Genomic DNA, 25,019 nt, shown 5'->3' with positions numbered 1-25,019 from the left:
AGGTCGGCCGCCAGTGCTTCCTGGAATACGGCCGAATCAACGTCGTTGTTATTAATTTTGAAGCCCTGCCTTCGATATGGACATGTTTGGACGCGTTGCGAACTTAGCCGCGCAGTTTTGCGCTGTGTTTTTCTCTTGCGGCCTCAGCCACGGCAGCCATCACGGCCTCCACGACATCGTCCTGCAAGGTCGATTGAGTATCTTGCAAGGTAAAGCGGAAAGCAAGCGATTTTTCGTCCGCCTCCAGGCCCTTGCCGCGGTATTCATCAAACAAAACAACGGCTTGCACGATCTTGCCGTTGGGGTGAGCAGCTGCGGCGGCGGTGAATGCATCGATCACTTCCTGGGCCGGAACATGCTGTTTCAACACCAGCGCCAGGTCGCGCGTGGCGCCTGGAAACTTCGAAATCTCGGTGTAGCGCGGCACCACGCGCGCCAGCAGCGCATCGGCGTCGACCTCGAACAGCACCGGGGCTTGCGGCAGGTCGTATTTCTGCAGCCAGCGCGGATGGAGTTCGCCGATGAAGCCGACGACGCGGCCATCGAGCTCGACATTGGCGCAGCGTCCGGGATGCAGCGCCGGGTGCTCAGCCTTGACAAAGCGTACCACACGCGGCGAAAACAGCGCTTCCAGGTCGGCTTTCACATCGAAGTAGTCGACCGCGCGGGTCGGCATGCCCCATTGCTCGTCGAGCGCCGGGCCGTAGGCCATCGCGGCGACGCGCTTGGGCTGCTCAAAGCCGGCCACGGTCAGGGGACCGTCGGCCACGGCTTCGTTGCGCTTGAAGATGGCGCCCGCCTCGAAGACGCGCACGCGCCCCGCCTTGCGGTTCAGGTTGTAGCGCACGTTGGCCAGCAAGCCGCCGATCAGGGTCGAGCGCATCACGCTCATCTGGCTGGCGATCGGGTTGCGCAGCTTGATCGGCGACGCATTGCCGGCGAAATCCTGTTCCCAGACGCTTTCGACGAAGCTCATGTTAACCACTTCCTGGTAGCCGAGGTCGGCCAGCCGATGGCGCACGGCGAACAGCGAGCGGGTGTTTTCAGGCTCGATCAGCATCGCGCTCGGGGCGGTCGGCGGATTGGCCGGAATGTTCTCGAAGCCGTACACGCGAGCGACTTCCTCGATCAGGTCTTCCTCGATCTCGATGTCGAAACGGTAGGACGGCGCGGTCACCGAAAACTTGCCCGCCTCGTGCGTGAACGGCAGGTGCAGGCGGGTGAAGATGTCGGCCACCATCTCGTCGCTGACCGGCACGCCGATGACTTTCCGGGCGCGCGCGGTGCGCAGCACGACGGGCTTGCGCTCCGGCAGGTTCACGACCTGGTCGTCGATCGGACCGACCTTCGTGGCGCCGGTGCCGCAGATCTCGATGATCAGCGCCGTGATGCGCTCGATATGTTCGACCGTGGTCGCGTAATCGACGCCGCGCTCGAAGCGGTGCGCCGCATCGGTCGAGAAATTGTACTTGCGGGCACGGCCCTGGATCGCGTTCGGCCACCAGAAGGCCGCTTCCAGGTAGATGTCGGTGGTGTCGAGCGTGACGGCGGTCGAATCGCCGCCCATGATGCCGGCCAGCGATTCGATTTCTTTCTCGTCGGCGATCACGCCGACCCACTCGTCGACTTCGACGGTGTTGCCGTTGAGGAGCTTGAGCTGCTCGCCCTTCCTGCCCCAGCGAACGTCGAGGCTGCCGTGGATCTTGTTCATGTCGAACACGTGCGAGGGCCGGCCCACTTCCAGCATCACGTAGTTCGAGATGTCGACCAGGGCCGAGACCGAGCGCTGGCCCGAGCGCTCGAGGCGCTGCTTCATCCAGCCCGGCGTCGCCGCTTTCGCGTCCAGGCCGCGGATCACGCGACCGGTGAAGCGGCCGCACAGGTCGGGCGCCGAAATCCTGGCGGGCAGGATCTCGTCCATGGTGACGGGGACCGGCACCGTGGTCGGCAGGTGCAGCGGGCTGCCGGTCAGGGCCGACACTTCGCGCGCCACGCCCAGCACCGACAGGCAGTCCGCCTTGTTCGGCGTGAGCTTGATGGTGAATTTCAGGTCGTCCAGGCCGAGATAGTCGCGGATGCTGGCGCCGACCGGCGCGTCGGCCGGGAGTTCCATCAGGCCGCTGCCTTCTTCCGAGATCTTCAGTTCCTTCGCCGAGCACATCATGCCTTGCGATTCGACGCCGCGCAGCTGGCCGACCTTGATCTCGAAGGGTTTGCCGTCCGCGCCAGGAGGCAGCACGGCGCCGGCCTTGGCGCAGATCGCCTTCATGCCGGCGCGCACGTTCGGTGCGCCGCAGACGATGTTGAGCAAGGTGCCGGTGCCGACGTCGACCTGGCAGACGTTCAGGCGGTCCGCGTTCGGATGCCTGGCCACTTCGACGACCTCGGCCACGACCACGTTCGAAAACGGCGGCGCGACGGCGTCGACCTCTTCGACTTCGAGGCCGGACATCGTCAGCAAATGGGACAGTTCTTCCGAAGTCATCTTCGGGTCGACCATGGAACGGAGCCAGCTTTCGGAAAATTGCATAATCTTTTGCCTCGTAACCGCGTTATTTGGAACCTATCTCGGTGGGACGAAGGAAGCCGATGACGTTGCACGGCAAGGGCGAGCAAGGCGCGCGGAGGCCGCGTGGCGCCACGCAACGACGAGCAATGCAGCGCCGGCTTGTCAACCGCGTCGGCAACGACTCGATTCCTGCTGAGATAGTTTCTTAGTATGAATCTTAATGAATCGACGAAATTAATTAAATTGCTTCAGGAATCGCAGATCGCCTTCGTAGAACAGGCGCAGGTCGTTGATCCCGTAACGCAGCATCGTCAGGCGCTCGAGGCCGGAGCCGAACGCGAAGCCGATGAATTTTTCCGGATCCAGCCCGAAGTTGCGCACCACCGCCGGATGTACCTGCCCCGCGCCCGACACTTCCAGCCAGCGGCCCTTCAGGGGGCCCGAGCCGAACGCGATGTCGATCTCGGCCGACGGTTCCGTGAACGGGAAATAAGACGGACGGAAACGCACCTGCAAGTCCTCGGTTTCGAAGAAAGCCTTGACGAAATTCAGGTAGACGCCCTTTAAGTCGGCAAAGGAAATATCTTCGCCGATCCATAGGCCTTCGACCTGGTGGAACATCGGCGAGTGGGTGGCGTCGCTGTCGACGCGGTAGGTGCGGCCGGGAGCGATGACCTTGATGGGCGGCGTATGGGTGCGCGCATAGCGCACCTGCATCGGGCTGGTATGGGTGCGCAGCAGCAGCGGCTTGCCGCTGCTGTCCTGGCCTTCGATATAGAAGGTGTCCTGCATCGAACGCGCCGGATGGTTTTCCGGGCTGTTCAGGGCCGTGAAATTGGTCCAGTCGTTTTCGATTTCCGGACCGTCGGCCACGTCGAAACCGATCGAGCGGAAGATCCGTTCGACGCGTTCCCAGGTACGCATGACCGGGTGGATGCCGCCGATGGAACGGCCGCGGCCGGGCATGGTGACGTCGATGCTTTCCGCGTTCAGGCGCGCTCCGAGCTGGGCGTTCGCCAGCGCGTCGCGGCGGCCGGTCAATGCGTGTTCGATTTTTTCTTTTGCAGCATTGATCAGGGCGCCCTGCGCCTTGCGCTGGTCAGGGTCGAGCTTGCCGAGGCCCTTCATCAGTTCGGTAACCCGGCCGGTCTTGCCGAGGTATTTTGCTTTTGCGTTTTCCAGCGCCGCCGCATCGAGGGCAGCGCCAAAGTCAGCCTGGGCCGAGACGACGAGTTCTTCCAGCGAGTTCATGCGATTCTTCCTGTTTCGATGGTGGCAGGAGCCACGGGAACCGTAGTCGGCTTGACAAGGTCCCACAATCAAAAACGGGGCAGAGGTCGAATAACCCTGCCCCGCTCTTTTCGCGCCACGTCAGGGCGGCGCGATGCCGGCAAACTGCGATCAGGCGGCCAGCTTGGCCTGGACGGCAGCGACAATCGCGGCGAAGGCCGGCTTGTCATGCACGGCCATGTCGGCCAGGACCTTGCGGTCCAGTTCAATCGCGGCTTTTTTCAGGCCGTTCATGAACACGCTGTAGGTCATGCCGTGCGAACGCGATGCCGCGTTGATACGGGTGATCCACAGTGCGCGGAAGACGCGCTTCTTGTTGCGGCGGTCGCGGTAGGCATATTGGCCGGCGCGCATGACTGCTTGCTTGGCAACACGGTAGACCTTCGAGCGACGGCCACGGTAGCCTTTTGCAAGCTCAAGAACTTTCTTATGACGGGCCCGTGCGGTAACCCCACGTTTAACTCTAGGCATATTAGCTCCTTAGTGTGAGATTAAGCAGATGGCATCATGCGGTAGACGCTGGTCACGTCCGACGCATTGATGTTACGGGTACCGCGCAGCTGACGCTTGTTCTTGGTGGTCTTCTTGGTCAGGATGTGACGCTTGAACGCCATACCCGATTTCACAGTACCGCCCGGACGCACGCGAAAACGTTTCTTCGCGGAGCTCTTGGTTTTCATTTTTGGCATAGTCATCTGTCCTTTCACGGACAGCCTCATCTATAACAGGATTGCAGGTGGCAACAAGACGTTGCGCTTAGATGCCTGCTTTCACTTGTTTTGCAGCGCATGCGAGACACGCTACAACCTGCTTCGAAAAACAGGAACCGCAGATTCTAACACAAGTATCGGGGGAAAAGTATTGCCGTTGCAGCGCCGCGCGGCGCGTCCAGCCGGGGAAGACGGAGGCAAGAACGACACAGGGCCGGGCCCGGCGCCACAGCAAAGCTGCAACACCGGGCCCGGCCCTGGCACCAGCGAACGAAGTATTACTTCTAAGTATTACTTCTAAGTATTACCTCTAAATATTACTTCTTCTTCTTCGGCGCAATGATCATGATCATCTGGCGCCCTTCCATCTTCGGGAACTGCTCGACCTGGCCGTACGGCTCGAGGTCACCCTTCAGGCGTTCGAGCATGCGGAAGCCGATATCCTGGTGCGCCATTTCACGGCCGCGGAAGCGCAGCGTGATCTTGGTCTTGTCGCCTTCATCGAGGAACTTGATGAGGTTACGCAGCTTGATGCTGTAGTCGCCTTCATCCGTACCGGGACGGAACTTGACTTCCTTGACCTGGATGATCTTCTGCTTCAGCTTGGCCTCGTGGGCCTTCTTCTGTTCCGAGTACTTGAACTTGCCGTAGTCCATGAGGCGGCAGACCGGCGGGACCGCGTTCGGCGCGATCTCGACCAGGTCGACGTTCTTTTCTTCAGCCAGACGAAACGCCTCGGCCAGGCTCACGATGCCCAAGGGCTCGTTATCGACGCCGGACAAACGCATTTCCGGGTGGTTGATTTCGCCATTGATGCGATGCGACGACTTGTCAGTAGCTATGTTGTTTCCTTTTAATGTCTGAATAACCGGCCGGCTTACCTGGCTTTGTTTGCAACTTCGCCAAGCAGGCGCTCGATCAGGGCATCGACGGACATCACGCCCAGATCGACATTGCCCCGTGCGCGCACGGCCACGGTGTTTGCTTCACGCTCCTTGTCGCCAACAACTAGAATATATGGCAACTTTTGGACGGAATGTTCGCGTATTTTATAGGTAATCTTCTCGTTCCGCAAATCAGCGTGAACGCGCAGCCCTGCCTTCTTGAGGCGGTCCTGCACGGCTTTCACATAATCGGCCTGCGCATCGGAGATATTGAGCACCGCAACCTGCACCGGGGCCAGCCACAGCGGCAGCGCGCCGGCGTAGTTCTCGATCAGGATGCCGATGAAGCGCTCCATCGAACCGACGATCGCGCGGTGCAGCATGACCGGCACCTTGCGCGTGTTGTCTTCGGCAACATATTCTGCGCCCAGGCGGCCCGGCATCGAGAAGTCGACCTGCATCGTGCCGACCTGCCATGGACGCCCGAGGCTGTCCTTCAGGTGATACTCGATCTTCGGGCCGTAGAAGGCGCCCTCGCCCGGCAATTCCGTCCATTCCACGCCGCAGGCGCGCAGGGCCGAGCGCAATGCCTCTTCCGCTTCGTCCCATACCGCGTCGCTGCCGATGCGGCTTTCCGGGCGCAGCGCCAGCTTGACGTCGATGCTGGTGAAGCCGAAGTCGTCGTAGACTTCCATCGCCTGGGCGTGGAAGGCCGTTACTTCCGCCTCGATCTGCTCTTCGGTACAGAACACGTGGCCATCGTCCTGGGTGAAGCCGCGCACGCGCATGATGCCGTGCAGCGCCCCCGAGGACTCGTTGCGGTGGCACTGGCCGAATTCGCCGTAGCGCAGCGGCAGGTCGCGGTAGCTCTTCATGCCGGAGTTGTAGATCTGCACGTGGCCGGGGCAATTCATCGGCTTCAGGGCGTAGGAACGGTTTTCCGACTCGGTCGTAAACATGTTCTCGCGATAATTGTCCCAGTGACCGGTCTTCTGCCAGAGGGTGACGTCGAGGATCTGCGGCGCCTTGACTTCGTCGTAGCCGTTGACCTGGTATTTGTGGCGCATGTACTGTTCGACCTGCTGCCAGACCGTCCAGCCCTTCGGGTGCCAGAAGATCAGGCCCGGCGCTTCTTCCTGGAAGTGGAACAGGTCCAATGCCTTGCCGAGTTTACGGTGATCGCGCTTTTCCGCTTCTTCCAGCATGTGCAGGTACTGCTCCTGGTCTTCCTTCCTGGCCCAGGCGGTGCCGTAGACGCGCTGCAGCATCTCGTTCTTCGAATCGCCGCGCCAGTAGGCGCCGGCCAGCTTCATCAGCTTGAACACCTTCAGCTTGCCCGAGGACGGCACGTGCGGGCCGCGGCACAGGTCGGTGAAACTGCCTTCCGAATACAGCGACACGTCCTCGCCGGCCGGAATCGAGGCGATGATCTCCGCCTTGTATTCTTCGCCGATCGACTTGAAATAGGCTACCGCTTCGTCGCGCGGCAGCACCTTGCGCGTGACCGGCTCGTCCTTCTTCGCCAGTTCCGCCATCTTCTTTTCGATCTTGGCCAGGTCTTCCGGAGTGAACGGGCGCTTATAGGAAAAGTCGTAATAGAAACCGTTTTCGATGACGGGACCGATCGTGACCTGGGCGTCCGGGAACAGCTCCTTGACCGCGTGCGCCAGCAGGTGGGCGGTCGAGTGGCGGATCACGTCCAGGCCTTCCGGATCGCGATCGGTGATGACGGCGAAATCGGCGTCCTGCTCGATCAGGAAGGAGGTGTCGACCACTTTGCCGTCGACCTTGCCGGCCAGCGCGGCCTTGCCGAGGCTGGGGGCGATGCTCGTCGCCACCTGGGCAACCGTCACGGGGCCGTCGAACTGACGGCTGGAGCCATCGGGAAGTCGCACATTCAGCATAGTGATCTCCATGTGGCGCACCGCGCCGAAATATTAAAAGATTTGAAACTTTAAAAATCTGGACGAAAAAAAACGCGGGCTAGCCGCGTTGATTTCAGTGTATTGAGCAAAAGAACACCACAACCGCGTCTAGCGATTCCCCCACAACTGAGTTGTAGTTCGCGGTGTCATAACCGTCGATGCCTTTCTCGCTCTTACCAAGTATTCTGGTGGGCGGTGCAGAATTCGAATCTGCGACCCCTTGGATGTCGACCAAGTATTCTAACCAGCTGAACTAACCGCCCAATGACGTGCATTATAGGGGGTGCGTGGACGTCGCGCAAGGCTTGTCCAGAATTAAGTGCTGAGACAGAAAACTTGCACCTCGCATGAGGCTGACCCACCGCGCTTATCCATTACACTTGCCGGTTGTTCCAATCGACCGATTTTCCCATGTCATCCGATCACGCCGCACCCAGTTCCGAGCACCTCCACGCCCACCTCGACGGCGACGCCAGCCATGGCCACTTCATCGAGGCGCGCAGCCAGACCGCGCTCGGCATCGCGCTCACGATGACGCTGCTGTTCGCCGTCATCGAGGTCGTCACCGGCTTCATGTCCAATTCGCTGGCCCTGATTTCGGACGCCGGCCACATGGTCACCGACGCCGCCGCGCTCGGCCTGGCCCTGCTGGCGCAGCTGATCGCCAAGCGTCCGCCCTCCTCGCGCCACTCTTTCGGCTTCGTGCGCGCCGAGGCGCTCGCCGCCTTCGTCAACAGCCTGGCGATGCTGGCCCTGGTCGCCTGGATCGTCTACGAGGCGGCGCAGCGCCTGGCCCATCCCGAACCGGTGCAGGGCGGCGTCGTGCTGGTGGTGGCGACCATCGGCGCCTGCATCAACTTGCTGGTCGCATGGGTGCTGTCGCGCGAAACGCAGAGCATCAATACGCGCGCGGCCCTGGTCAACGTGATGGGCGATCTGCTCGGCTCGGTCGCGGCGATCGCCGCCGGCGCCGTCATCTACTTCACGGACTGGGTCCGGATCGACCCGATCCTGTCGATCTTCGTGTCGCTGCTGATCCTGAAATCGACCTGGGGCATCCTGCGCGAGTCCTATCACTTCCTGATGGAAGGGGTGCCGCACGGGATCGACTACCTGCAGGTGGGCGCCGACCTGGCCGGGGTCGAGGGCGTGCTCTCGGTGCACGACCTGCACGTCTGGGACATGTCGCCCGGCCATCCGGCCCTCATCGGCCACCTCGAAATCAAGGACCTGGCCGACTGGCCCGCGGTACTGCGCCGCGTCAAGGAGATGCTGCTCGAGCGCCACGGCATCGACCACGTCACGCTCCAGCCCGAAGCCGAGGGCGGCCTGCCGCTCGACCCGGGCCACTGTAAGCCTGCGCTTACCGAGAGCGGGCACGCGCGCCGATAGGTGCGCTTCCCGTTTGTCGCGATAATCGCTTCATGAGCGAACTTACCGAACGTGTCTTCGATACCCTGGTCATCGGCGCCGGCCCCGGCGGGCTGACCGCCGCCATCTACCTGCGCCGCTTCACGCGCAACATCGCCGTGGTCGACAAGGGCAACAGCCGCCTGGGCCTGATTCCCGTGTCGCACAACTATCCGGGCTTTCCCGAGGGCGTGCCCGGCGCCGATCTGCTCGGCAACCTGACACGCCAGTTGCGCAACTACGGCGGCGAGGTCCTGCGTGGCGAGGTGACCGGCCTGCGCCTGGAAGACGGCAGCTTCGTCGGCGATTACGTCGACGACGCAGGCGCCACCCACCCGATCCGGGCCCTGACCGTGCTGGTCGCCACCGGGGTGGCCGACGCCGGCCTGCCGATCGAGAACTGGCGCGAGGCCGTCGCCTGCGGCGCCGTGCGCCTGTGCCCGGTCTGCGACGGCTACGACGTGATCGACCGCCGCATCGCGGTCGTCACCAACGAAACCAACCCGGTCGGCCACGCCCTTTTCATGCGCTCGTTCAGCGCGGACGTGACGCTGTTCGACCGCGGCGAGGAGTCGATGCTGAGCATCGACGAGCGCAGGCAGGTCGAAGCGGCCGGCGTGCGCTATATCGAGTCGCCGTTGCTGGGGGTGTCGATGAGCCCCGGCATGAAGCCGGTCCTCAACACCGCCGACGGCGAGAGCCGCGAGTTCGACGTGTTCTATCCGATGCTGGGAGAGTCGGCCCGCTCCGGGCTGGCCGCCGCCCTGGGCGTGGAGACGGCCGAGTGCGACAAGATCGTGGTCGACGACCACCAGCGCACCAGCGTGCCGGGGCTGTATGCGATCGGCGACGTGGTGCGGGGATTGAACCAGATCGCGGTGGCGGCCGGACAGGGAGCGATCGCGGCGACCGCGATCCATAACGCCTTGCCCTGGGCCCTGCGGCCGAAGGTGCAAGGGTAGGCGGCGGCCGGGCAAGCGCTATTTCTGTCCCGACGCCAGCGCGATCCGCCGCGTGATCCGTTCCAGCGCAGCGCCATCGCCCAGCGCCTGCGCCCGCTGCTGCGCCACGCCCAGCCACATCAGCAAAGGCCTTCTCCACCCCTGCGCCGAAGCGGCCTCGGTCGCCGCGCCGATGTCGGCCGGCGCGATCCGCCCCGCCTTGAACAGCGCCCCCGCCGCCACCAGCTTCGCCAGCGGATCGGCCACGCCCGCCGCCGACCCGGAACCGACCACGGCCCGATGCTGCTCCGGCAGCGCCGCCACGTCGATCCCGTCCCAGCGCCCGGCCAGGTAGGCCGCATACGCCCGCTGCTGCGCCGACGCATCGCCGGCCAGCGCCGCGAATCCGGGGCACCCGTCGAATTCGAGGCTGGCGGCCAGCACCGCGCAGCGCACCAGCTCCACCTGCGCCACCAGGTCGGCGCGTCCGGTACTGGTGGTCTCGCGCCGCGCCCGCGCGAACTGCGCGTTGGCCGCGCCCGTGTTCCCGCGCAGGTAGTCATCCGTGAAAGCGTCGAGCGCATCCTTCGCATTCGGCTGCCAGCTCGGCGGCGCGGGCCGGCTGGCGCAGCCGGCCAGCACCAGCGCGATCGTCAACAGTGCGATTCTCATGGCAGCTTGATCTCCTCGTTCTTGCCGGCGAACGGCCACTTGCGGTTGACCTGGTCGACCAGGCGGTTCACCTTGCGCAGGCTGGCATCGACCTCGCCGCGCAGGGCGCCCAGGTCCTCGGTGGCCACGCGTGCGTTGGCGCCGACCGCCTGCGCCTCGACCAGCACCGCGTCGACGCGCTTGAGGGTGGCGCGCGCATCCTGCAGCACGCCCCGCAGCTCGACCACCGCGGCCTGGGCGTCGTCGACCATGCCCTTCTTGCCGTACAGGCGCTGGTCGGTTTTCGCCAGCAGGAGGTCCAGCCGCTGCAGCGTGCCGGCGAACTTCTTCGCTTCCTCGTCGCCCAGCGCACCGCCGAGCAGCCCGTACCTGCCGGACATGCGCCCGGTCAGGGTCTGCAGGTTCTCCAGGCTGCCGGCCACGCTGGAGCCCTCGGCGGTCATGCTGTCGAGGTTGTTGAGCAGCGAGCGCGCGGTCGCGACCAGGCCGGGAATCTCGGCGGTAACGTCGCCGCGCAGGATCGGGCGCACCGCGCCGTCGGGCAGCGGCGCGTCGTCCAGCACGCCGGTAAAGGCGCGCAGGCGCGTCTCGCCCACCACGCTGCGCTCGAGCGTGAAGACGCTCGAGGCCTTGAGCCACTTGGCATCGGACTTCGAGACGTCGACCAGCACCTGGACCTTGCCGTCCCTGGCCAGGTCGACCAGGCGCACGCGCCCGATCGGAAAGCCGGCGAAGGTCATGTCCATGCCCGGAATGACCCCCTCGGAGTTCTCGGTGGTGAGCACCAGCGTCTGGGTTGGCTCGAACACGCCGCGTGCATACATCACGTACAGGACGAACGCGATGATCAGCGCGGCGACGAGGCCGAGCAGGATCATGGCCTTGGTTTCGACATGGGCCGGCTCGTCGGGATCGGTATCGGTCATAGGTGGGAGTCAGATGTATTTGAGGGCAAGCGAAGCGCCTTCGATCAGCAGCAGCACGAACAGCAGGCGCAGCGCGCCCGGCTGCACGCTCGACGAGAGCCGGCGCGGATAGCGCTGCAGTTCGAGGATGGCGGCGGTCGGAATCACGGCCACCGCCAGGCCGAAGAGCACGGTCTTGAGCACGAAGCCGACGGTGACGGCCGGGTCGAACACGCGCCCGACCGTGCGCGTGTAGTCGGACACGCCCCAGGGCGAGACGCCGTACACGTTCAGGTAGGCCAGCAGCAGGACGATGCTCGAGCTGACCATGGCCAGGCTCAGCACCGAGAAGGCGTTGGCGAACAGCTGCGGCACCAGGTCGCGCCGCATGCGCCGCAGCGCCTCGGCGTTGACCGCGGCCGTCGGCAGGCCGGCGCGCGCCAGGCCCAGCGCGGTGGCGTCGAAGGCCATGCCGGAACGCAGCGCCGCGAACAGGGCGGCCGACAGGGGTATGAGTTCGAGCACCAGCACCCGCACCACCATCTCGAGCGCATAGCGCGACAGGCCGTAGCTCATCGCGGTGACCAGCACGATGCGGATGATGACGAGGCTGATCAGGGCCGAGAGCACCGTGAACCAGGGCAGCACCTGCCAGGTGCTGGCGTGGATGTAGCGCGCCGTCGCGAGGCGGTTGGCGCGGCGGTTGGCGCCGCGATAGGTCGAAGGCGAGAGCGCGGTGACGATGGCGACCGCGCCGAGGTGGAACATGTACCACCAGCTGCGCAGGTAATGGACGAGCGCGAGGCCCCAGAGGCTGGGGCGGGTGGCGAGGTAGAGGGAGCGGCGCATGGGCATATGATACGATTTTAGCAACGATGCATGGGTTTTCGTATCATGACCGTTACGATCTGCGCGCCTCCTGGACTCCGGGTACCTCGGCGATGCCCGCCAAGGCCTTCTGCAACTGCGCCGTCGACCCGATTTCGGCTGTAAACACCATGCGCGCCTGCCCTTTCGTCGACTGCGTGTTCACGCCCGTCACATTGATCTTCTCGCGCAGGAACGCATCGGACACGTCGCGCAGCAAGCCCTGGCGGTCGAGCGCGAGGATGAAGATGTCGACCGGGTACACGGTCTCGATGACGCCCTTGCCCCAGTCGGTCTGGATCACGCGCTCCGGCGCCTTGCTGCGCATCTCGGCGAAATTCTTGCACGATAGGCGGTGGATCGAGACGCCCTTGCCGCGCGTGACGAAGCCGACGATCGGATCGGGCGGCGCCGGCTTGCAGCACTTGGCCAGCATCGTCATCAGGCCTTCGGTGCCGACCACCAGCACGCCCGATTTCGCGCCCTGGTCCACGCTCGAGGCGCGGCTTTTGTTGACCACGGCCGCATCGTCCGGCGCGGGCGCCTCGGCCGTCTCGTGCAGCGCCGCTTCCACATGGCGCAGGCTGAACTTCTCCTTGCCGACCGCGACGAACAGGTCGTCGACCTTGGCGAAGCCCAGTTTATGCGCCAGCGCTTCCAGGTTGACCGCGGTCTTGCCTTCGCGCTGGAGCGACTTTTCGACCAGCGTGCGCCCTTGCGCCAGCGTCTCGGCCAGCTCCATCGCATGGAACCAGGCGCGGATCTTGGAACGGGTGCGGCTGCTGACCGTGTAGCCCGGACTGAGCCAGTCGCGCGACGGGCCCTGGCTGCCGGCCGGACCCTTGGCCGTGATGATCTCGCAGGTCTGGCCGTTCGACAGCGGCGTGTTCAGGGGCACCATCGCGCCGTCGACCTTGGCGCCGCGGCAGCGGTGGCCGACCTCGCTGTGCAGGTGATAGGCGAAGTCGATCGGCGTCGCGCCCACTGGCAGTTCCAGCACGCGCGCCTGCGGGGTCAGCACGAAGATGCGGTCGTCGAGCGTCGCCGCTTTCAGTTTCTCGACCCATTCCTTCTGGTCCTCCTCGGCGGCCACGACGTTGGTGACGTCGGTCTTCCAGGCCAGCAGCTGGCGCAGCCAGGCGATCTTCTCGTCGTACTTCTGGCTCTTGAAGGTCGAGCCGCCCTCTTCCTTGTAGCGCCAGTGCGCGGCCACGCCGTACTCGGCGAAGTTGTGCATTTCCTGGGTGCGCACCTGCACTTCCAGCGGCCGCCCGTCCTCGGCGGTGACGACCGTGTGCAGCGACTGGTAGCCGTTCGGCTTCGGACGCGCGATGTAGTCGTCGAATTCGGCCGGAATCGGGGTCCAGATGTTGTGCACCAGTCCCAGCACCGTGTAGCAGGTCCTGGCGTCGGCCACGATCACGCGGAAGGCACGCACGTCGTAGAGCGAGGAGAAATCGAGCTCCTTGCCACGCATTTTGTTATAGATGCTGTAGATATGCTTCGGCCGTCCGCTCACCTCCGCCTTGATGCCGGCCGCGTGCAGCTCGCGCTGCAGGCGCTCGATCGAGGAAGCGACGAAGCCTTCGCGCGCCATCCGCTTCTCTTCCAGCATCCTGGCGATGCGCCTGTAGGTCTCGGGTTCCAGGAAGCGGAAGGCCAGGTCTTCCAGCTCCCACTTCAGCTGCCAGATCCCGAGGCGGTTCGCCAGCGGCGCGTACAGGTCCATCACTTCGCGCCCGTAGTCGCGCGTCAGGTCGTCGAAGCGCTTCTGGTCGGCGAACCAGCGCAGGGTCGTCACGCACGATGCCAGGCGAATCAGCACCACGCGCATGTCGGTCGCCATCGCCAGCAGCATCTTGCGCAGCGTTTCCACCTGCGCCACGGCTTGCTGGGCCGCGTTCTTGCCGCGCCAGACGCCCTGGTGGCCGACGGTCAGGTCGTGCAGGCGGATCAGCTGCTGGACGCCGCGCACCAGGCTCGCCACCTCGGCGCCGAACAGCTGCTCGAGCGTTTCCACCAGCGCCGGCTCGACGATCGCCAGCTCGAACAGCAAGCCGGCGATGCGCGTCTCGACGTCGCCGCGCAGGTAGGCCAGCGTGCCGGCCACCCCGAGCGAAAACTCGAAGGCGTTCTGGCCCGAGCTGCAGGCGCGCTCGCCGTAGGCGGCGGCCGCATAGTCGAGCGCATCGCGTACGCGCACGCATTCCTCGGAACTGAGGCCCGACACGAGCTGGGTGGTGGCGTCGCCGAGCGCGGCGGTGGAAACCATCGATCAGCGCAATGCGGCGGTGACGACGATCTCCACCAGGCAGGCCGGATTGGCGAGCTTTGCTTCGACCGTCGCGCGCGGCGGCGTGTGGCCGGAGGCGACCCATTCGTCGTAGACCGCGTTCATGCCGGCGAAATGGGCCATGTCGGCAATGTAGATCTGGCACATCAGGATGCAGGTCTTGTCGCTGCCGGCTTCCTGCAGCAGGCGGTCGACGTGGCGCAGCACTTCGCGCGTCTGGCCGTCGATGTCCTGGCTCGTGTCCTCGGCAATCTGGCCGGCCAGGTAGATGGTCCCGTTATGGATGGCGATCTCGGACAGTCGCTTGCCTACGTGAAGTCGTGTGATTTGCATAATCTCTTTCATGTCAATGTTCAGGCCTCAGCCTGTAAAAAATTCCCTGGCAATGGCGATCTGCTCGGGCTGCACGAAGGTCGGCGCATGGCCGACGCCGGGGATCTCGACCAGCCGCGGCTTCGGCCCGCGCGTCGTCATCAGCTGCGCGGTCTCGCGCGAAAGCAGGTCGGAATGCTCGCCGCGCACCAGCAGCGTCGGGCAGGCGATCGCATCCCAGGCGCGCCACAGGAAAGCCTCGTCCTGTTTCGCGCGCTCCACGTTCATCTTCTTGAACGGCTGGGCCAGCGCCAGGTCGTAATGGCGCACCCATTCCCCGTTCGGTTCCTGGCGCAGCACGTCGCCGGCCAGCTTGTCCCATTGCTCGTCGGTATGCGGGCCGAACGAGGCGGAGACCTCGCGCACGAATTTCGCGCCGCTCGCGTAGTCCGGGAAGCGCAGGTCCTGGCCGATATAGTCGGCGATGCGCTGCAAGGCCGCGCCGTCCAGGGTCGGCCCGATATCGTTGAGCAGCAGGCGCGTGACCGGCGATTCCGGCAGCGAGGCCAGCACCATCCCGATCAAGCCGCCCATCGAGGTGCCGAACCAGTGCACCTTGTCCTCGCCCCCGGCGGTGACGCGCGCGATCAGCGTCACCATGTCGGCCAGGTACTGCGGCAAGGCGTACAGCTGCGGATCGGCGAGCCGTCCCGAGCGGCCGCGGCCGGCCACGTCCGGACAGACCACGCGGTAGGTCGTGCACAAGGCGCGCGCCAGCGCATCGAAGTCGTCGGCCACGCGGGTCACGCCATGGACGCAGACCAGCACGCGCGTGTTGTCCGGGTCGCCCCACTCCTTGTAGGCGATGCGGTGCAGGCCGGCGGGCGAGCTGCACTGCACGCTTTTCAACCTCGCTTCGCTACGCACTTCGCTCCGCACTTCGCTCATCTTCCACGCTCCAAATCGCAATATTGTCGCGTCGTTAAACGCCAGCTCCACATTTTACCCGCCCGAGCGATTAGAATTCTACCAATTCCGTACGAACACCCCGCTCACTTACCCGTCAGAGGAAATAATGAAAACGACTATCGAATCGCGCATGCTAAGCGGCAAAACGGCACTCGTCACCGGCTCGACCTCCGGCATCGGCCTCGGCATCGCGCGCGCGCTGGCCGGACAAGGCGCCAACCTGGTCTTCAACGGCTTCGGCGACGCCCAGCAGATCGAGAAGCTCTACACCGAGATCGGCCAGGAGTTCGGGGTGCAGACGGCCTATCACAACGCGGACATGTCCAAGCCCGAGCAGATCGAGGCGATGATGGCCTTCGCCCAGGAAAAGTTCGGCGGCGTCGACATCCTGGTCAACAATGCCGGCATCCAGCACGTGGCCGCCATCGAAGATTTCCCGGCCGAGAAATGGGACGCGATCATCGCCATCAACCTGACCTCCGCCTTCCATACCTCGCGCCTGGCCCTGCCCGGCATGAAGCAGAAAAACTGGGGCCGCATCATCAACCTGGCCTCGGTGCACGGCCTGGTCGGCTCTGCGCAAAAATCGGCCTATGTCGCGGCCAAGCACGGCCTGGTCGGCTTCACGAAAGTGACCGCGCTCGAAACCGCGCAGACCGGCGTCACCTGCAACGCCATCTGCCCCGGCTGGGTCCTGACGCCGCTGGTGCAGAAACAGGTCGACGACCGCGCCGCGCGCGACGGCTTGTCGAACGACGAGGCGCGCAAGGCCCTGCTGGCCGAGAAGCAGCCGTCGGGCCAGTTCGTGACGCCGGACGAACTGGGCGCGCTGGCCGTGTTCTTCTGCAGCCCGGCCGGCAGCCAGGTGCGCGGCGCTGCCTGGAACATGGATGGCGGCTGGGCCGCGCAGTAAGCACCTGTTCTCATAGGCAGGCGTGCGTGTCCACGCATGCCTGGCCGGCCGTATCGACGCGGCACCCGGAAACCGGTGCCGCGCTTCTTTCTTTCGCCACCCATGCATAATTTCGACCAGCGGCGCGACCGCTTCGACCTCTTCGACCGCATGGACAGTCCCGCGGTCAACCTCTGCTTTCCGCTCGACCTGCCGGATTACCGGCCCTGGTGCAAGGAACAAGGCCTGCCGCCCTTTCACGTGCTGCTGTGCGCCGTCCTGCGCGCGATCCTGGGCATCGAAAACTTCCGCTACCGCGTGTTCGAGGGCGAGGTCATCGCCATCGACCGCCTGATGCCCTCGTTCACCGTCGTCAACCAGAACGGGGACCTGAATTTCGCGCTCTTCGACTGGTCCGACGACCTGCGCGAATTCGTCGCGCGCAGCGTCCGGGCGCGCGAACAGGCCTGCGCCATGACGGCGCTGAACAACGCCTATGCCGACCTGTCGGCGCGCCGGTGCAAGGACCAGGTCTTCATCACCTGCATCCCCTGGCTCGATTTCACGGCCATCCAGCACCCGACCGCGACCCTCGGCGCGCCCGACATTCCCTCGCTGGCCTGGGGCAGGTTCAAGGACGCGCCGAACGGCCGCCTGCAATTGCCGCTCTCGGTGCAGGCGCACCATGGCTTCGTCGACGGCTTTCATATCCACCAGCTGGCGCTGCGGATCGGGGCGGAACTGGCCGGCATGATGCAGCCGCGCGCCTGACCGCGCCTGCACGGCGGGTCGTAATCGGGACAGCAGCAGTGACAGCAACAGTGCGCGCTTTTCAGTCTGCTATGATCGCAGCGTTGCCGGACCGTGCCCGACGAGTTCCAGCCGTTCCAGGCAAGGATTCCCATTACTTCGTCCGGTAGCACGCACAATGTCAGACTCTTTACCGAACGCCGGCCGGATCATGGCCACCGACTCCAGGTTCCTTGGCGATTCCAGCGAAATGGCGACGCTCATTCGGTCCCACGACTGGACCGCAAGTGCGCTCGGGCCGATCTCGACCTGGCCGCAAAGCCTGCGCACGACGGTCAGCCTGTGCCTGGCCTCGAACTTTCCCATCAATATCGTGTGGGGACCGCAGCATATCCAGATCTACAACGATGGCTACCGCGTCCTGTGCGGGGACCGCCATCCGGCCACGCTCGGCATGGACTACACGGTGTGCTGGGAGTCGGCCTGGTCCGCGCTCGAGGCGCCATTCGAGCGCGCGCTGCGCGGCGACACTTCCTATCTCGAGAACCAGCGCATGTTCCTGTTCCGGAACGGTTATCTGGAAGAGACCTTCTTCACCTTTTCGCTCAGCCCCATCCGCGACGAAAGCGGCGAGATCGGCGGCCTGTTCCATCCGGTCACCGAGACCACCAAGACCATGGTGTCGGAACGGCGCACCCGCGCGCTGCGCGACCTGACCGCTTGCCTGGTGGGCGCCCGCACGAGCACCGAAGTGTTCGAACTGGTCACCGGCACGCTGCGCAATTTCGACTTCGACCTGCCCTTCCTGCTGCTCTACGAACGCGAGGCCGACGGCGCGCGCTACGGCCTCAGGCAGCATGCGGGAATGGCCCCTGGCGGCGGTGTCGCGCCCGCCAGCCTGGAAGCGGGCGCCCCTGGCTTCTGGCCGCTCGCACGCCTGGCCGGCGCCACGGCCATCGTCGAGCTGGCCGGTCTGGGCGATGCACTCGGCGGCGCGCCTTGCGGACCGTATCCGGAGCCGCCCGAGACCGCGTTCGCCGTGCCGGTCTGGCGACCCGGCGCCGCCCAGCCGGTGGCCCTGCTGATGACGGCCGCCAGTTCGCGCCTGCCGCAGTCGGACGAATTTCGCGGCTTCCTCGAACTGATCGGCGCGGCCCTCGGCGCCGCGCTCGCGCGCGTGGCGGCCAGCGAGGAAGAGCGCCGGCGCCTGGACATGCTGGCCGCGATCGACCGCGCCAAGACGGTCTTCTTCACCAACATCAGCCACGAGTTCCGCACGCCGCTCACGCTCATGCTCGGCCCTCTCGAGGATGCGCTGCGCACGCCCGGGCTGCCGGCGGCCCACCTCGACCTGCTGGCCACGGCCGACCGCAACGCCCAGCGCCTGCTCAAGCTGGTCAATGCCCTGCTCGACTTTTCGCGCCTGGAGACAGGGCGCGCCGCGGTCTCGTTCCAGCCCGTCGACCTGGCCGCGGCCACGGCCGAACTGGCAAGCCACTTCAGCTCGGCCTGCGAGAGCGCCGGCCTGGCGCTGCACGTCGACTGCCCGGCGCTCGGCGTGCCGGTCTGGGTCGATCCCGACATGTGGGAGAAGATCGTCCTGAACCTGGTCTCGAACGCCTTCAAGTTCACCCTCGAGGGCGCGATCACGGTGCGCATGCGCGCCGACGGCGAGGCCGTCGAACTGGCCGTCACCGACTCCGGGGTCGGCATCGCGTCCGAGGAACTGGGGCGCGTGTTCGACCGCTTCCACCGCATCGAGGGCCAGCGCGGGCGCTCGATGGAAGGTACCGGCATCGGCCTGTCCCTGGTCGCGGAAATGGTCGCGCTGCACGACGGCGAGGTACGCGTCGAGAGCGAGATCGGCCGCGGCAGCGGCTTCTTCGTGCGCATTCCGCTGGCGCCGCGCGAGGCCGCCGACGCACCGCCGGCGGCGCCCCCGTCCACGCCGTCCATGCGCGCCCTGGCCTATGCCGGCGAAGCGCGGCAATGGCTCGATGGCGCCGCCGCACCCGCTCCCGCGCCCGCTCCGGCGCCCGCGCCTGCGCTCGCGGCGCCGGAGGCGGGCGGCGGCGCCCGCGTGCTGCTGGTCGACGACAACCGCGACATGCGCAACTACATCCAGCGGGCCCTGGAAAACGCGGGGCATGCGACGATCGCCGCGCGCGACGGCGCCGAGGCGCTGGCCCTGCTGCAGGCCGCCCCCCTGCCGGACCTGGTCATCAGCGACGTGATGATGCCCAATATCGACGGCTTCGCCCTGCTCGCGAACATTCGGGCCGACGCCCGCCTGCGCGAACTGCCGGTGCTGCTGCTGTCGGCGCGCGCCGGCGAGGAAGCCCGCGTCGAGGGACTGGCCGCCGGCGCCGACGATTACATCGTCAAGCCCTTCAGCGCGCGCGAACTGCTGGCGCGGGTCGATGGCGCGATCCGCCTGGCGCGCCTGCGGCGCCAGGCCATGGCGCGCGAGGCGGCGCTGCGCGTCGACATCGAGACGGCGAGCACGCGCAGCGCCCTGCGCCGCAGCGAGGCGCACATCGCTTCCCTGTTCGAGCAAACGGCCGCCGGCATCGCCGAGGCCGACCTGTCGGGCCGGCTGGTGCGGGTCAATGCGCGCTATTGCGAAATCGTGGGCAGGCGCGAGGATGAGCTCATCGGCAGCCACCTCGGCGACCTGATCCACCCGGACGACGTGCGCGCCAACCTCGAAACGTTCGCGCGGATGGAGGTCGGCGGCAGCTCCTTCGAGATCGACAACCGCTACGTGCGGCCGGACGGGCGCGTGGTCTGGGTCACCAAGGCCGTCACCCGCCTGCCCGGCACCGACGGCGGCGACCCGGGCGCCATCCTGGCGGTCGTGCTCGACATCACCGAGCGCAAGGCGGCCGAACTGAAGCTGCTCAACGCCGACCGCAACAAGGATGAATTCCTGGCCATGCTGGCGCACGAACTGCGCAATCCGCTGGCGCCGATCAGCGCCGCGGCCGAACTGATGGGCCGGGCGATGCTCGACGCCGACAAGATCAAGCGCACCAGCGGCATCATCACGCGCCAGGTACGCCATATGACCGAACTGGTCGACGACCTGCTGGACGTGTCGCGCGTCACGCGCGGCCTGGTCACGATCGAGCGCCAGGCGCTGGACATGAACACCATCGTCGCCAATGCGGTCGAACAGACCCGGCCCCTGATCGAGGCGCGCAAGCACCGCCTGACGGTATCGCAGCCGCAGCACCAGGCGATCGTGATGGGCGACCAGAAGCGGCTGGTGCAGGTGGTGGCCAACCTGCTCAACAACGCCGCCAAGTTCACCCCGGCGGGCGGCGCGATCGCGCTGGAACTCGCCGCCGGCGACGGCGAGCTTACGCTGTCGGTCAGCGACAACGGCATCGGCATCGCTCCGGAACTGCACGAACGCATGTTCGACCTGTTCGCGCAGGCCACGCGCACGCCGGACCGTTCCCAGGGCGGGCTCGGATTGGGCCTGGCGCTGGCCAAGAGCCTGGTCGAACTGCATGGCGGCGCGATCAACTACCGCAGTGCCGGCACCAACCGCGGCTCGACCTTCGCGATCACCCTGCCCTCCTCGCTGCAGGCGCTCGCGGCCGCGCCGGCGCAGGCGGCGGCCGACGCATCCGACTCGGCGCGCCGCCTGCGCATCCTGCTGGTCGACGACAACGTCGACGCCGCGCGCACGCTGGCGATGCTGCTCGAAGAACTGGGCTACAGCGTCATGGTCGAACACGATTCGCATGCGGCGCTGGCGCTGGCCGCGGCGCAGGCGCCCGACGTCTGCATCCTCGACATCGGCCTGCCCGACATCGACGGCAATGCATTGGCGCGCCAGTTGCGCCAGCGGCCTGAAACGCATGACGCGACGCTCATCGCCGTGACCGGCTATGGCGAGCAGCGCGACCGCGACGCCGGCCTGCACGCGGGCTTCGACGCCTATTTCGCGAAACCGGCCGATATCGACAAGCTGCATGCCTTGCTCGAAAGCGCCGCCAGGCGCCGCTGGCCCGCATCCGGCGCGCCAGGTCCGGTCACGTCGGTTCTTACGACGCCATGACGGCGCCTTCGTTCATTCCAGCACCTTGAGCGCATCGACGATCTCGCCCCCCTGCAGCATCCCCGGCCAGCTGTCGAACCAGGGCTTGTGCGAGGCGCCGACCACGGCCGGCACGCGCGCCCCCGGCCGTTCGCGGACATTGGCGACCATGCGCAGGTTGCGGATTTCCCGGCCGGCGACCCAGATCCGCGGATAGCCACGCTCGAACGGAGCCTGCATCATCGGCGCCACATTGGCTTCGGCCAGCACGCGCAGGCGCTGCGGGTCGTTGATTGCGCGGTACAGGGGCAGCAGGTCGGGCGCGCGGTTGTACGAGGCCAGGAACGGGGCCGCGAGATGGCGCCGCTGGGCCGGTGTCGGCCGGACCGGCCAGGCCTCCAGCAGCGTATGCGCCGCGGCCATCGCGGCCGGGGCGTCGAGGGACAGTAATCGGCGCCGTACCTGGCCGGGTGGCGCGCGGCGAGATCGCATTCCTCGCCGTTCTCGGTTTCCATGGTAACGATCTCGGGGCGGAACGCGGCCAGCCGGTCCAGCAGGTCGTCGAGCGCGGCGGGGTCGAAACTCGCCGGCAGCGTGCGCAAGTGGAACGTGCCGAGCGTGAGCACCCGCGCGCGCGGCCCGGCCATGTCGCGGTCGAGCGCCGTCAGGTCGAGCCGTGCCCGCGACGTGAGCGGCATGGCGATGGCCAGGAGCGGCAGGAGCAGGACTGCGGCGCGGCGTTTGAGCATGGTGCATCCTTCGAAGGCGGTTCGATCGATGGGGCACGATGGGAAAATCCGGATGGACACACAAGGCGCCGGCGGACAGGACGCGCTTTCGATGGCGCAGGCGGTCGAAACGGCGGGGCCAAAGCGAAATCGCGCCTGGCGCCGCCTGGCGGCCGGGACGCGTCCCGCGAAAGCGCGCGCCGATTACCCAGGGCGTGCCGCTGCGCCCTGGGCCGGGCTGGTCATCGCGTCCCTGCGGGCGAGGTCGCGCGGCCGATGCGGTAGACTACGTTGTCGGAAAGCGACACGACGTACAGGTTGCCGTCCGGTCCCTGTGCGATGTCCGGCGTGATGCCGAAGCCGCGGCCGATCAGCAGGGTCTCGCTCTCGGTCGGATCGAACTTGCCCAGGTTGTCGGCCACCTTGTCGGCCAGGCGCGCGTCCGCGCCGAGATCGAGCCCGAGCCGGTCGGGCGTCAGGCGCATCCGGTACAGGCTGCCGCCGCTGGTGCCGGTCGCCATGAAGGGTCGGGACGAACCGATCCACAAGCTGCCGAGGTACTCCTGGCCCAGCGCGTCGCCCCGCACGAAGGCCGCGCCCGCCGGCCCGATCTCGTAGCGCCAGCTGAACTGCGGATCGACATACGCGGCGCCGGGCAGCATGACCATGCGCGCGCGGGCGCGCCCGGCCGTGCCGGCGATGCGGGTGGGAGGATAGCGCACCTGCTGCAGCGAGCCGCCGAACAGCGTGGTTTCGATGGTCTTGAATTCGGCGATGCGGCGCAAGGGTCCCATCGCCTGGATCCAGCCGCCGTTCATGCCCGGCACTACCCGGTTCAATTCGCTGAAGGCGTCGTCCGCGTTTTCGGTCAGCCACAGGTAGCGGCTGTAGGGATCGAAGGCCATGCCGAAGCCGTTGCGGTGGCCGTAGGAAAAGACGGTCTGGATCGACCGGCCGGTGTCGCCGCCGATGATGGCGCCGACGAGATGGAAAGGATTGTCGCGCGGCGTGCTGCCGTCGTCGTTGAAGCGCTGGACCACGCCGGACAGGTGGGCGCTGTCGGGCGCCGGGCCGCCGTAGGTGTCGTCACGGAAGGACGGGCCTTCGAAGGGGCCGATGGGCAGGTTCTGCATGTGGCCGCGGCGCCCGAGGTCGCCCGTGAAGACATACAGCTTGCCGTCGGGGCCGAAGCGGATTTGCCCGCCGTTGTGGTTGGCGCGTTCGGCCGGATTGACCGCTTCCTCGTGGCCGCGCACGGGCAGATTGTCGGTCTGCCGGGCGCGCAGGAACACGGTCTTGAAATTCGGGTCGAGCCGCAGGCTGTTGCCGTCCCAGAGGAAGCGGTCGACGCGGTTGCCCAGCAGCGGCACCTCGCCGACCACGGCGGTATCGAGCCCGGTCGCACTTTCGGTCCAGCGGATGTAGACGAAGGGCACGGCCGGGAAATGCGGATGCAGGGCGATGCCGAGCAGACCGCGCTCCGAGGCGGAATTGACGGCAAGGTCGAGGACCGGCGCGGCCTGGATCACGCCCCCGATCGCCCGTTTCACGAGACCGGTGCCTTTTTCCAGGACCAGGGCGTCGTCCGTGCCGATGAAGGCGATCCCGATCGGCTGGTCGAGTCCCGCGCCGATATAGGTGCCGACCTGCAGGTTCGGGTCGAGTATGGCGACCGGGATCGTATCGGCGGCCGCGAAAGGCGCGGCCAGGCCGAGCAGCATGGCGATGGCCAGTACCGGCCGCGCCCCGGTCCGCTGCGTCTTGCTTGTTCTTCCAGCGCATGTATCCAACATGATGATCCTCCAATTCTCCGGCGCACGAGCGCCGGGCGGGGTTCCGTAGGTCAGTGTTGGACCACAAAGCGCATTCGGGGTTCGTTCGGCGCCGCCCGGCCGCTCACGCCGCGCGCAGCACGAGCAGGTGGCCGGCGACGCCGGCGCCGTCCTCGCTGCGCACGACCGCGCGTTCGGCTTCGACCGTCACGAAGCCGCGTTCGCGGGCCAGGCGCCGCAGGTAGTCCGGCGAATGCGCATAGCGGCTCGAGGGCAGCAGCACATGGTCCGGCCCCGCGTCGGCCTCGATCGCCTCGGTCGAGAAACAGAACCAGCCCCCCGGGCGCAAGGCGCGGCGCACCTGCGCGAACAAGGTTTCCAGCGGGCCGAAATACACCAGCACGTCGGCGGCCACGACCAGGTCGAGGTCGTCGGCACGCGCTTCAAGCCAGGCGCCGATGTCGGCGCGGGCGAGTTCGTCGTACAGGCCGGTGGCGCGCGCCTGCTCCAGCATCCTGGCGGACAGGTCGACCCCGGCCAGGCTGCGCGCGAGCGGCCGCAGGAAAGGCGCGCACAAGCCAGTGCCGCAACCCAGGTCGGCGGTGGCGAGATGCGCCGCGCCGGCGTGGCGCGCGAGGGCCGCGCCGATCAGCGCCGGCGTGCGGTAGTCCAGCACGCCGGTCAGGTGCCGGTCGAAGTGGCCCGCATACTGGTCGAACAGCGCTTTCACGTAGACAAGCGGTGCCCGCTCGGGCGGCGCGCCGACGCCGAGCGCGGCCAGCGCGAAGTCGATGTCCGCGGCGTCCTGGCCGGCTTGCCGTGCCGACTCGCGCGCCTGTCCGAAGGCGGCGATGGCCTGGCTGCGCTCGCCCAGGGCCAGCAGGGCCTCGCCACGCTGGCGGTGGCTGGCCGGATGGCCGGGGCGCAGCGCCAGCGCGGTCTCGAAACAGGCCAGCGCCTCCCGCGCGCGCCCCAGTTTCAGCAGGGCCAGGCCGCGTCCCGCATGCGCTTCGGGCATGCCCGCATCGGCGGCGACCGCCGCATCGTAGGCGCGCAGGGCGGCCTCGAAGCGGCGCAGCTGGAACAGCGCATTCGCGCGCACGCAGGCCGCCTCGGGATAGCCGGGTTGTTCGGCCAGGGCC

20 protein-coding genes and 1 tRNA gene are annotated in these 25,019 nt (G+C 66.4%); 5 read left to right on the top strand and 16 right to left on the bottom strand.

The annotated features are described in order from the left end of the window. Positions 1 to 103 precede the first annotated feature (103 nt). The 7 genes from pheT to ACFPOU_RS12590 all read right to left on the bottom strand — a co-directional run bounded on the left by pheT (position 104) and on the right by ACFPOU_RS12590 (position 7,581). Entirely contained in the window at positions 104 to 2,530 is a 2,427-nt protein-coding gene (gene pheT, locus ACFPOU_RS12620; protein WP_379721606.1) for a phenylalanine--tRNA ligase subunit beta, read from the bottom strand. Positions 2,531 to 2,743: 213 nt separating this feature from the next. Continuing rightward, positions 2,744 to 3,760, bottom strand: a complete 1,017-nt coding sequence (pheS, locus tag ACFPOU_RS12615) for a phenylalanine--tRNA ligase subunit alpha (RefSeq protein WP_379721603.1) — start codon at positions 3,758 to 3,760, stop codon at positions 2,744 to 2,746. Positions 3,761 to 3,910: 150 nt separating this feature from the next. Further along, a complete protein-coding gene (gene rplT, locus ACFPOU_RS12610; protein WP_379721600.1) occupies positions 3,911 to 4,270 on the bottom strand; it encodes a 50S ribosomal protein L20 in 360 nt (119 codons plus the stop codon). Positions 4,271 to 4,290: 20 nt separating this feature from the next. Then, complete coding sequence (rpmI, locus tag ACFPOU_RS12605) at positions 4,291 to 4,488, bottom strand: 50S ribosomal protein L35 (protein ID WP_026354218.1); 198 nt, start codon at positions 4,486 to 4,488, stop codon at positions 4,291 to 4,293. A 338-nt stretch (positions 4,489 to 4,826) separates the two neighbouring features. Next, positions 4,827 to 5,375 carry a translation initiation factor IF-3 gene (gene infC, locus ACFPOU_RS12600; RefSeq protein WP_227496758.1) on the bottom strand — a complete coding sequence of 183 codons (549 nt, stop codon included), beginning with the start codon at positions 5,373 to 5,375 and terminating at the stop codon, positions 4,827 to 4,829. A gap of 11 nt (positions 5,376 to 5,386) precedes the next feature. Next, positions 5,387 to 7,297: a threonine--tRNA ligase gene (gene thrS, locus ACFPOU_RS12595; RefSeq protein WP_379721596.1), complete on the bottom strand. Its 1,911-nt coding sequence runs from the start codon at positions 7,295 to 7,297 to the stop codon at positions 5,387 to 5,389. Positions 7,298 to 7,504: 207 nt separating this feature from the next. Continuing rightward, positions 7,505 to 7,581: transfer RNA gene (locus ACFPOU_RS12590), tRNA-Val, on the bottom strand. A gap of 148 nt (positions 7,582 to 7,729) precedes the next feature. On the opposite strand from ACFPOU_RS12590, the gene ACFPOU_RS12585 reads away from it, so the two are divergent. Together ACFPOU_RS12585 and ACFPOU_RS12580 are read left to right on the top strand one after the other, a co-directional pair. Beyond that, entirely contained in the window at positions 7,730 to 8,710 is a 981-nt protein-coding gene (locus ACFPOU_RS12585) for a cation diffusion facilitator family transporter (protein ID WP_379721593.1), read from the top strand. Between the two features lie 32 nt (positions 8,711 to 8,742). Next, positions 8,743 to 9,690: an NAD(P)/FAD-dependent oxidoreductase gene (locus ACFPOU_RS12580; RefSeq protein WP_379721590.1), complete on the top strand. Its 948-nt coding sequence runs from the start codon at positions 8,743 to 8,745 to the stop codon at positions 9,688 to 9,690. 18 nt (positions 9,691 to 9,708) lie between these two features. Here ACFPOU_RS12580 and ACFPOU_RS12575 read toward each other — a convergent pair whose 3' ends face one another. From ACFPOU_RS12575 to ACFPOU_RS12550, 6 genes are read right to left on the bottom strand one after another with little or no spacing between them, the layout of a single operon-like run. Further along, on the bottom strand, positions 9,709 to 10,341 hold the full coding sequence (locus ACFPOU_RS12575; RefSeq protein WP_379721587.1) for a hypothetical protein: 633 nt from the start codon (positions 10,339 to 10,341) through the stop codon (positions 9,709 to 9,711). Beyond that, positions 10,338 to 11,267, bottom strand: coding sequence for an MlaD family protein (locus tag ACFPOU_RS12570; RefSeq protein ID WP_379721584.1), 930 nt, complete (start codon positions 11,265 to 11,267; stop codon positions 10,338 to 10,340). The genes ACFPOU_RS12575 and ACFPOU_RS12570 overlap by 4 nt, the downstream gene beginning before the upstream one ends. 9 nt (positions 11,268 to 11,276) lie before the next feature. After that, positions 11,277 to 12,095 carry an MlaE family ABC transporter permease gene (locus tag ACFPOU_RS12565; RefSeq protein ID WP_379721581.1) on the bottom strand — a complete coding sequence of 273 codons (819 nt, stop codon included), beginning with the start codon at positions 12,093 to 12,095 and terminating at the stop codon, positions 11,277 to 11,279. A 52-nt stretch (positions 12,096 to 12,147) separates the two neighbouring features. Beyond that, positions 12,148 to 14,385 (bottom strand): RelA/SpoT family protein, encoded by a 2,238-nt coding sequence (locus tag ACFPOU_RS12560; RefSeq protein WP_379721578.1) that lies wholly within the window; start codon positions 14,383 to 14,385, stop codon positions 12,148 to 12,150. Positions 14,386 to 14,388: 3 nt separating this feature from the next. Beyond that, the gene (locus ACFPOU_RS12555; protein ID WP_379721887.1) at positions 14,389 to 14,739 is read right to left on the bottom strand and encodes a RidA family protein; all 351 of its coding nucleotides are present in this window, start codon (positions 14,737 to 14,739) and stop codon (positions 14,389 to 14,391) included. 27 nt (positions 14,740 to 14,766) lie between these two features. Next, on the bottom strand, positions 14,767 to 15,666 hold the full coding sequence (locus ACFPOU_RS12550) for an alpha/beta fold hydrolase (protein WP_379721575.1): 900 nt from the start codon (positions 15,664 to 15,666) through the stop codon (positions 14,767 to 14,769). Between the two features lie 151 nt (positions 15,667 to 15,817). On the opposite strand from ACFPOU_RS12550, the gene ACFPOU_RS12545 reads away from it, so the two are divergent. From ACFPOU_RS12545 to ACFPOU_RS12535, 3 genes are all read left to right on the top strand, one after another. Continuing rightward, the gene (locus ACFPOU_RS12545; protein WP_379721885.1) at positions 15,818 to 16,600 is read left to right on the top strand and encodes a 3-hydroxybutyrate dehydrogenase; all 783 of its coding nucleotides are present in this window, start codon (positions 15,818 to 15,820) and stop codon (positions 16,598 to 16,600) included. Between the two features lie 102 nt (positions 16,601 to 16,702). Further along, positions 16,703 to 17,350 carry a CatA-like O-acetyltransferase gene (locus tag ACFPOU_RS12540; protein WP_379721572.1) on the top strand — a complete coding sequence of 216 codons (648 nt, stop codon included), beginning with the start codon at positions 16,703 to 16,705 and terminating at the stop codon, positions 17,348 to 17,350. A 157-nt stretch (positions 17,351 to 17,507) separates the two neighbouring features. Then, a complete protein-coding gene (locus ACFPOU_RS12535; protein ID WP_379721570.1) occupies positions 17,508 to 21,398 on the top strand; it encodes an ATP-binding protein in 3,891 nt (1,296 codons plus the stop codon). A 12-nt stretch (positions 21,399 to 21,410) separates the two neighbouring features. On the opposite strand, the gene ACFPOU_RS12530 is transcribed toward ACFPOU_RS12535, so the two are convergent. The 3 genes from ACFPOU_RS12530 to ACFPOU_RS12520 all read right to left on the bottom strand — a co-directional run. Continuing rightward, the gene (locus ACFPOU_RS12530) at positions 21,411 to 21,869 is read right to left on the bottom strand and encodes a hypothetical protein (protein WP_379721567.1); all 459 of its coding nucleotides are present in this window, start codon (positions 21,867 to 21,869) and stop codon (positions 21,411 to 21,413) included. A 478-nt stretch (positions 21,870 to 22,347) separates the two neighbouring features. Next, positions 22,348 to 23,898 (bottom strand): PQQ-dependent sugar dehydrogenase, encoded by a 1,551-nt coding sequence (locus ACFPOU_RS12525; protein WP_379721564.1) that lies wholly within the window; start codon positions 23,896 to 23,898, stop codon positions 22,348 to 22,350. A 103-nt stretch (positions 23,899 to 24,001) separates the two neighbouring features. Continuing rightward, a partial coding sequence (locus ACFPOU_RS12520; protein WP_379721561.1) for a class I SAM-dependent DNA methyltransferase occupies positions 24,002 to 25,019 on the bottom strand: 1,018 nt, incomplete at its 5' end.

This window comes from Massilia jejuensis (genome assembly GCF_042656795.1).
Lineage (GTDB): Bacteria > Pseudomonadota > Gammaproteobacteria > Burkholderiales > Burkholderiaceae_D > Telluria > Telluria jejuensis.
This window is presented reverse-complemented; position numbering and strand designations above follow the sequence as displayed.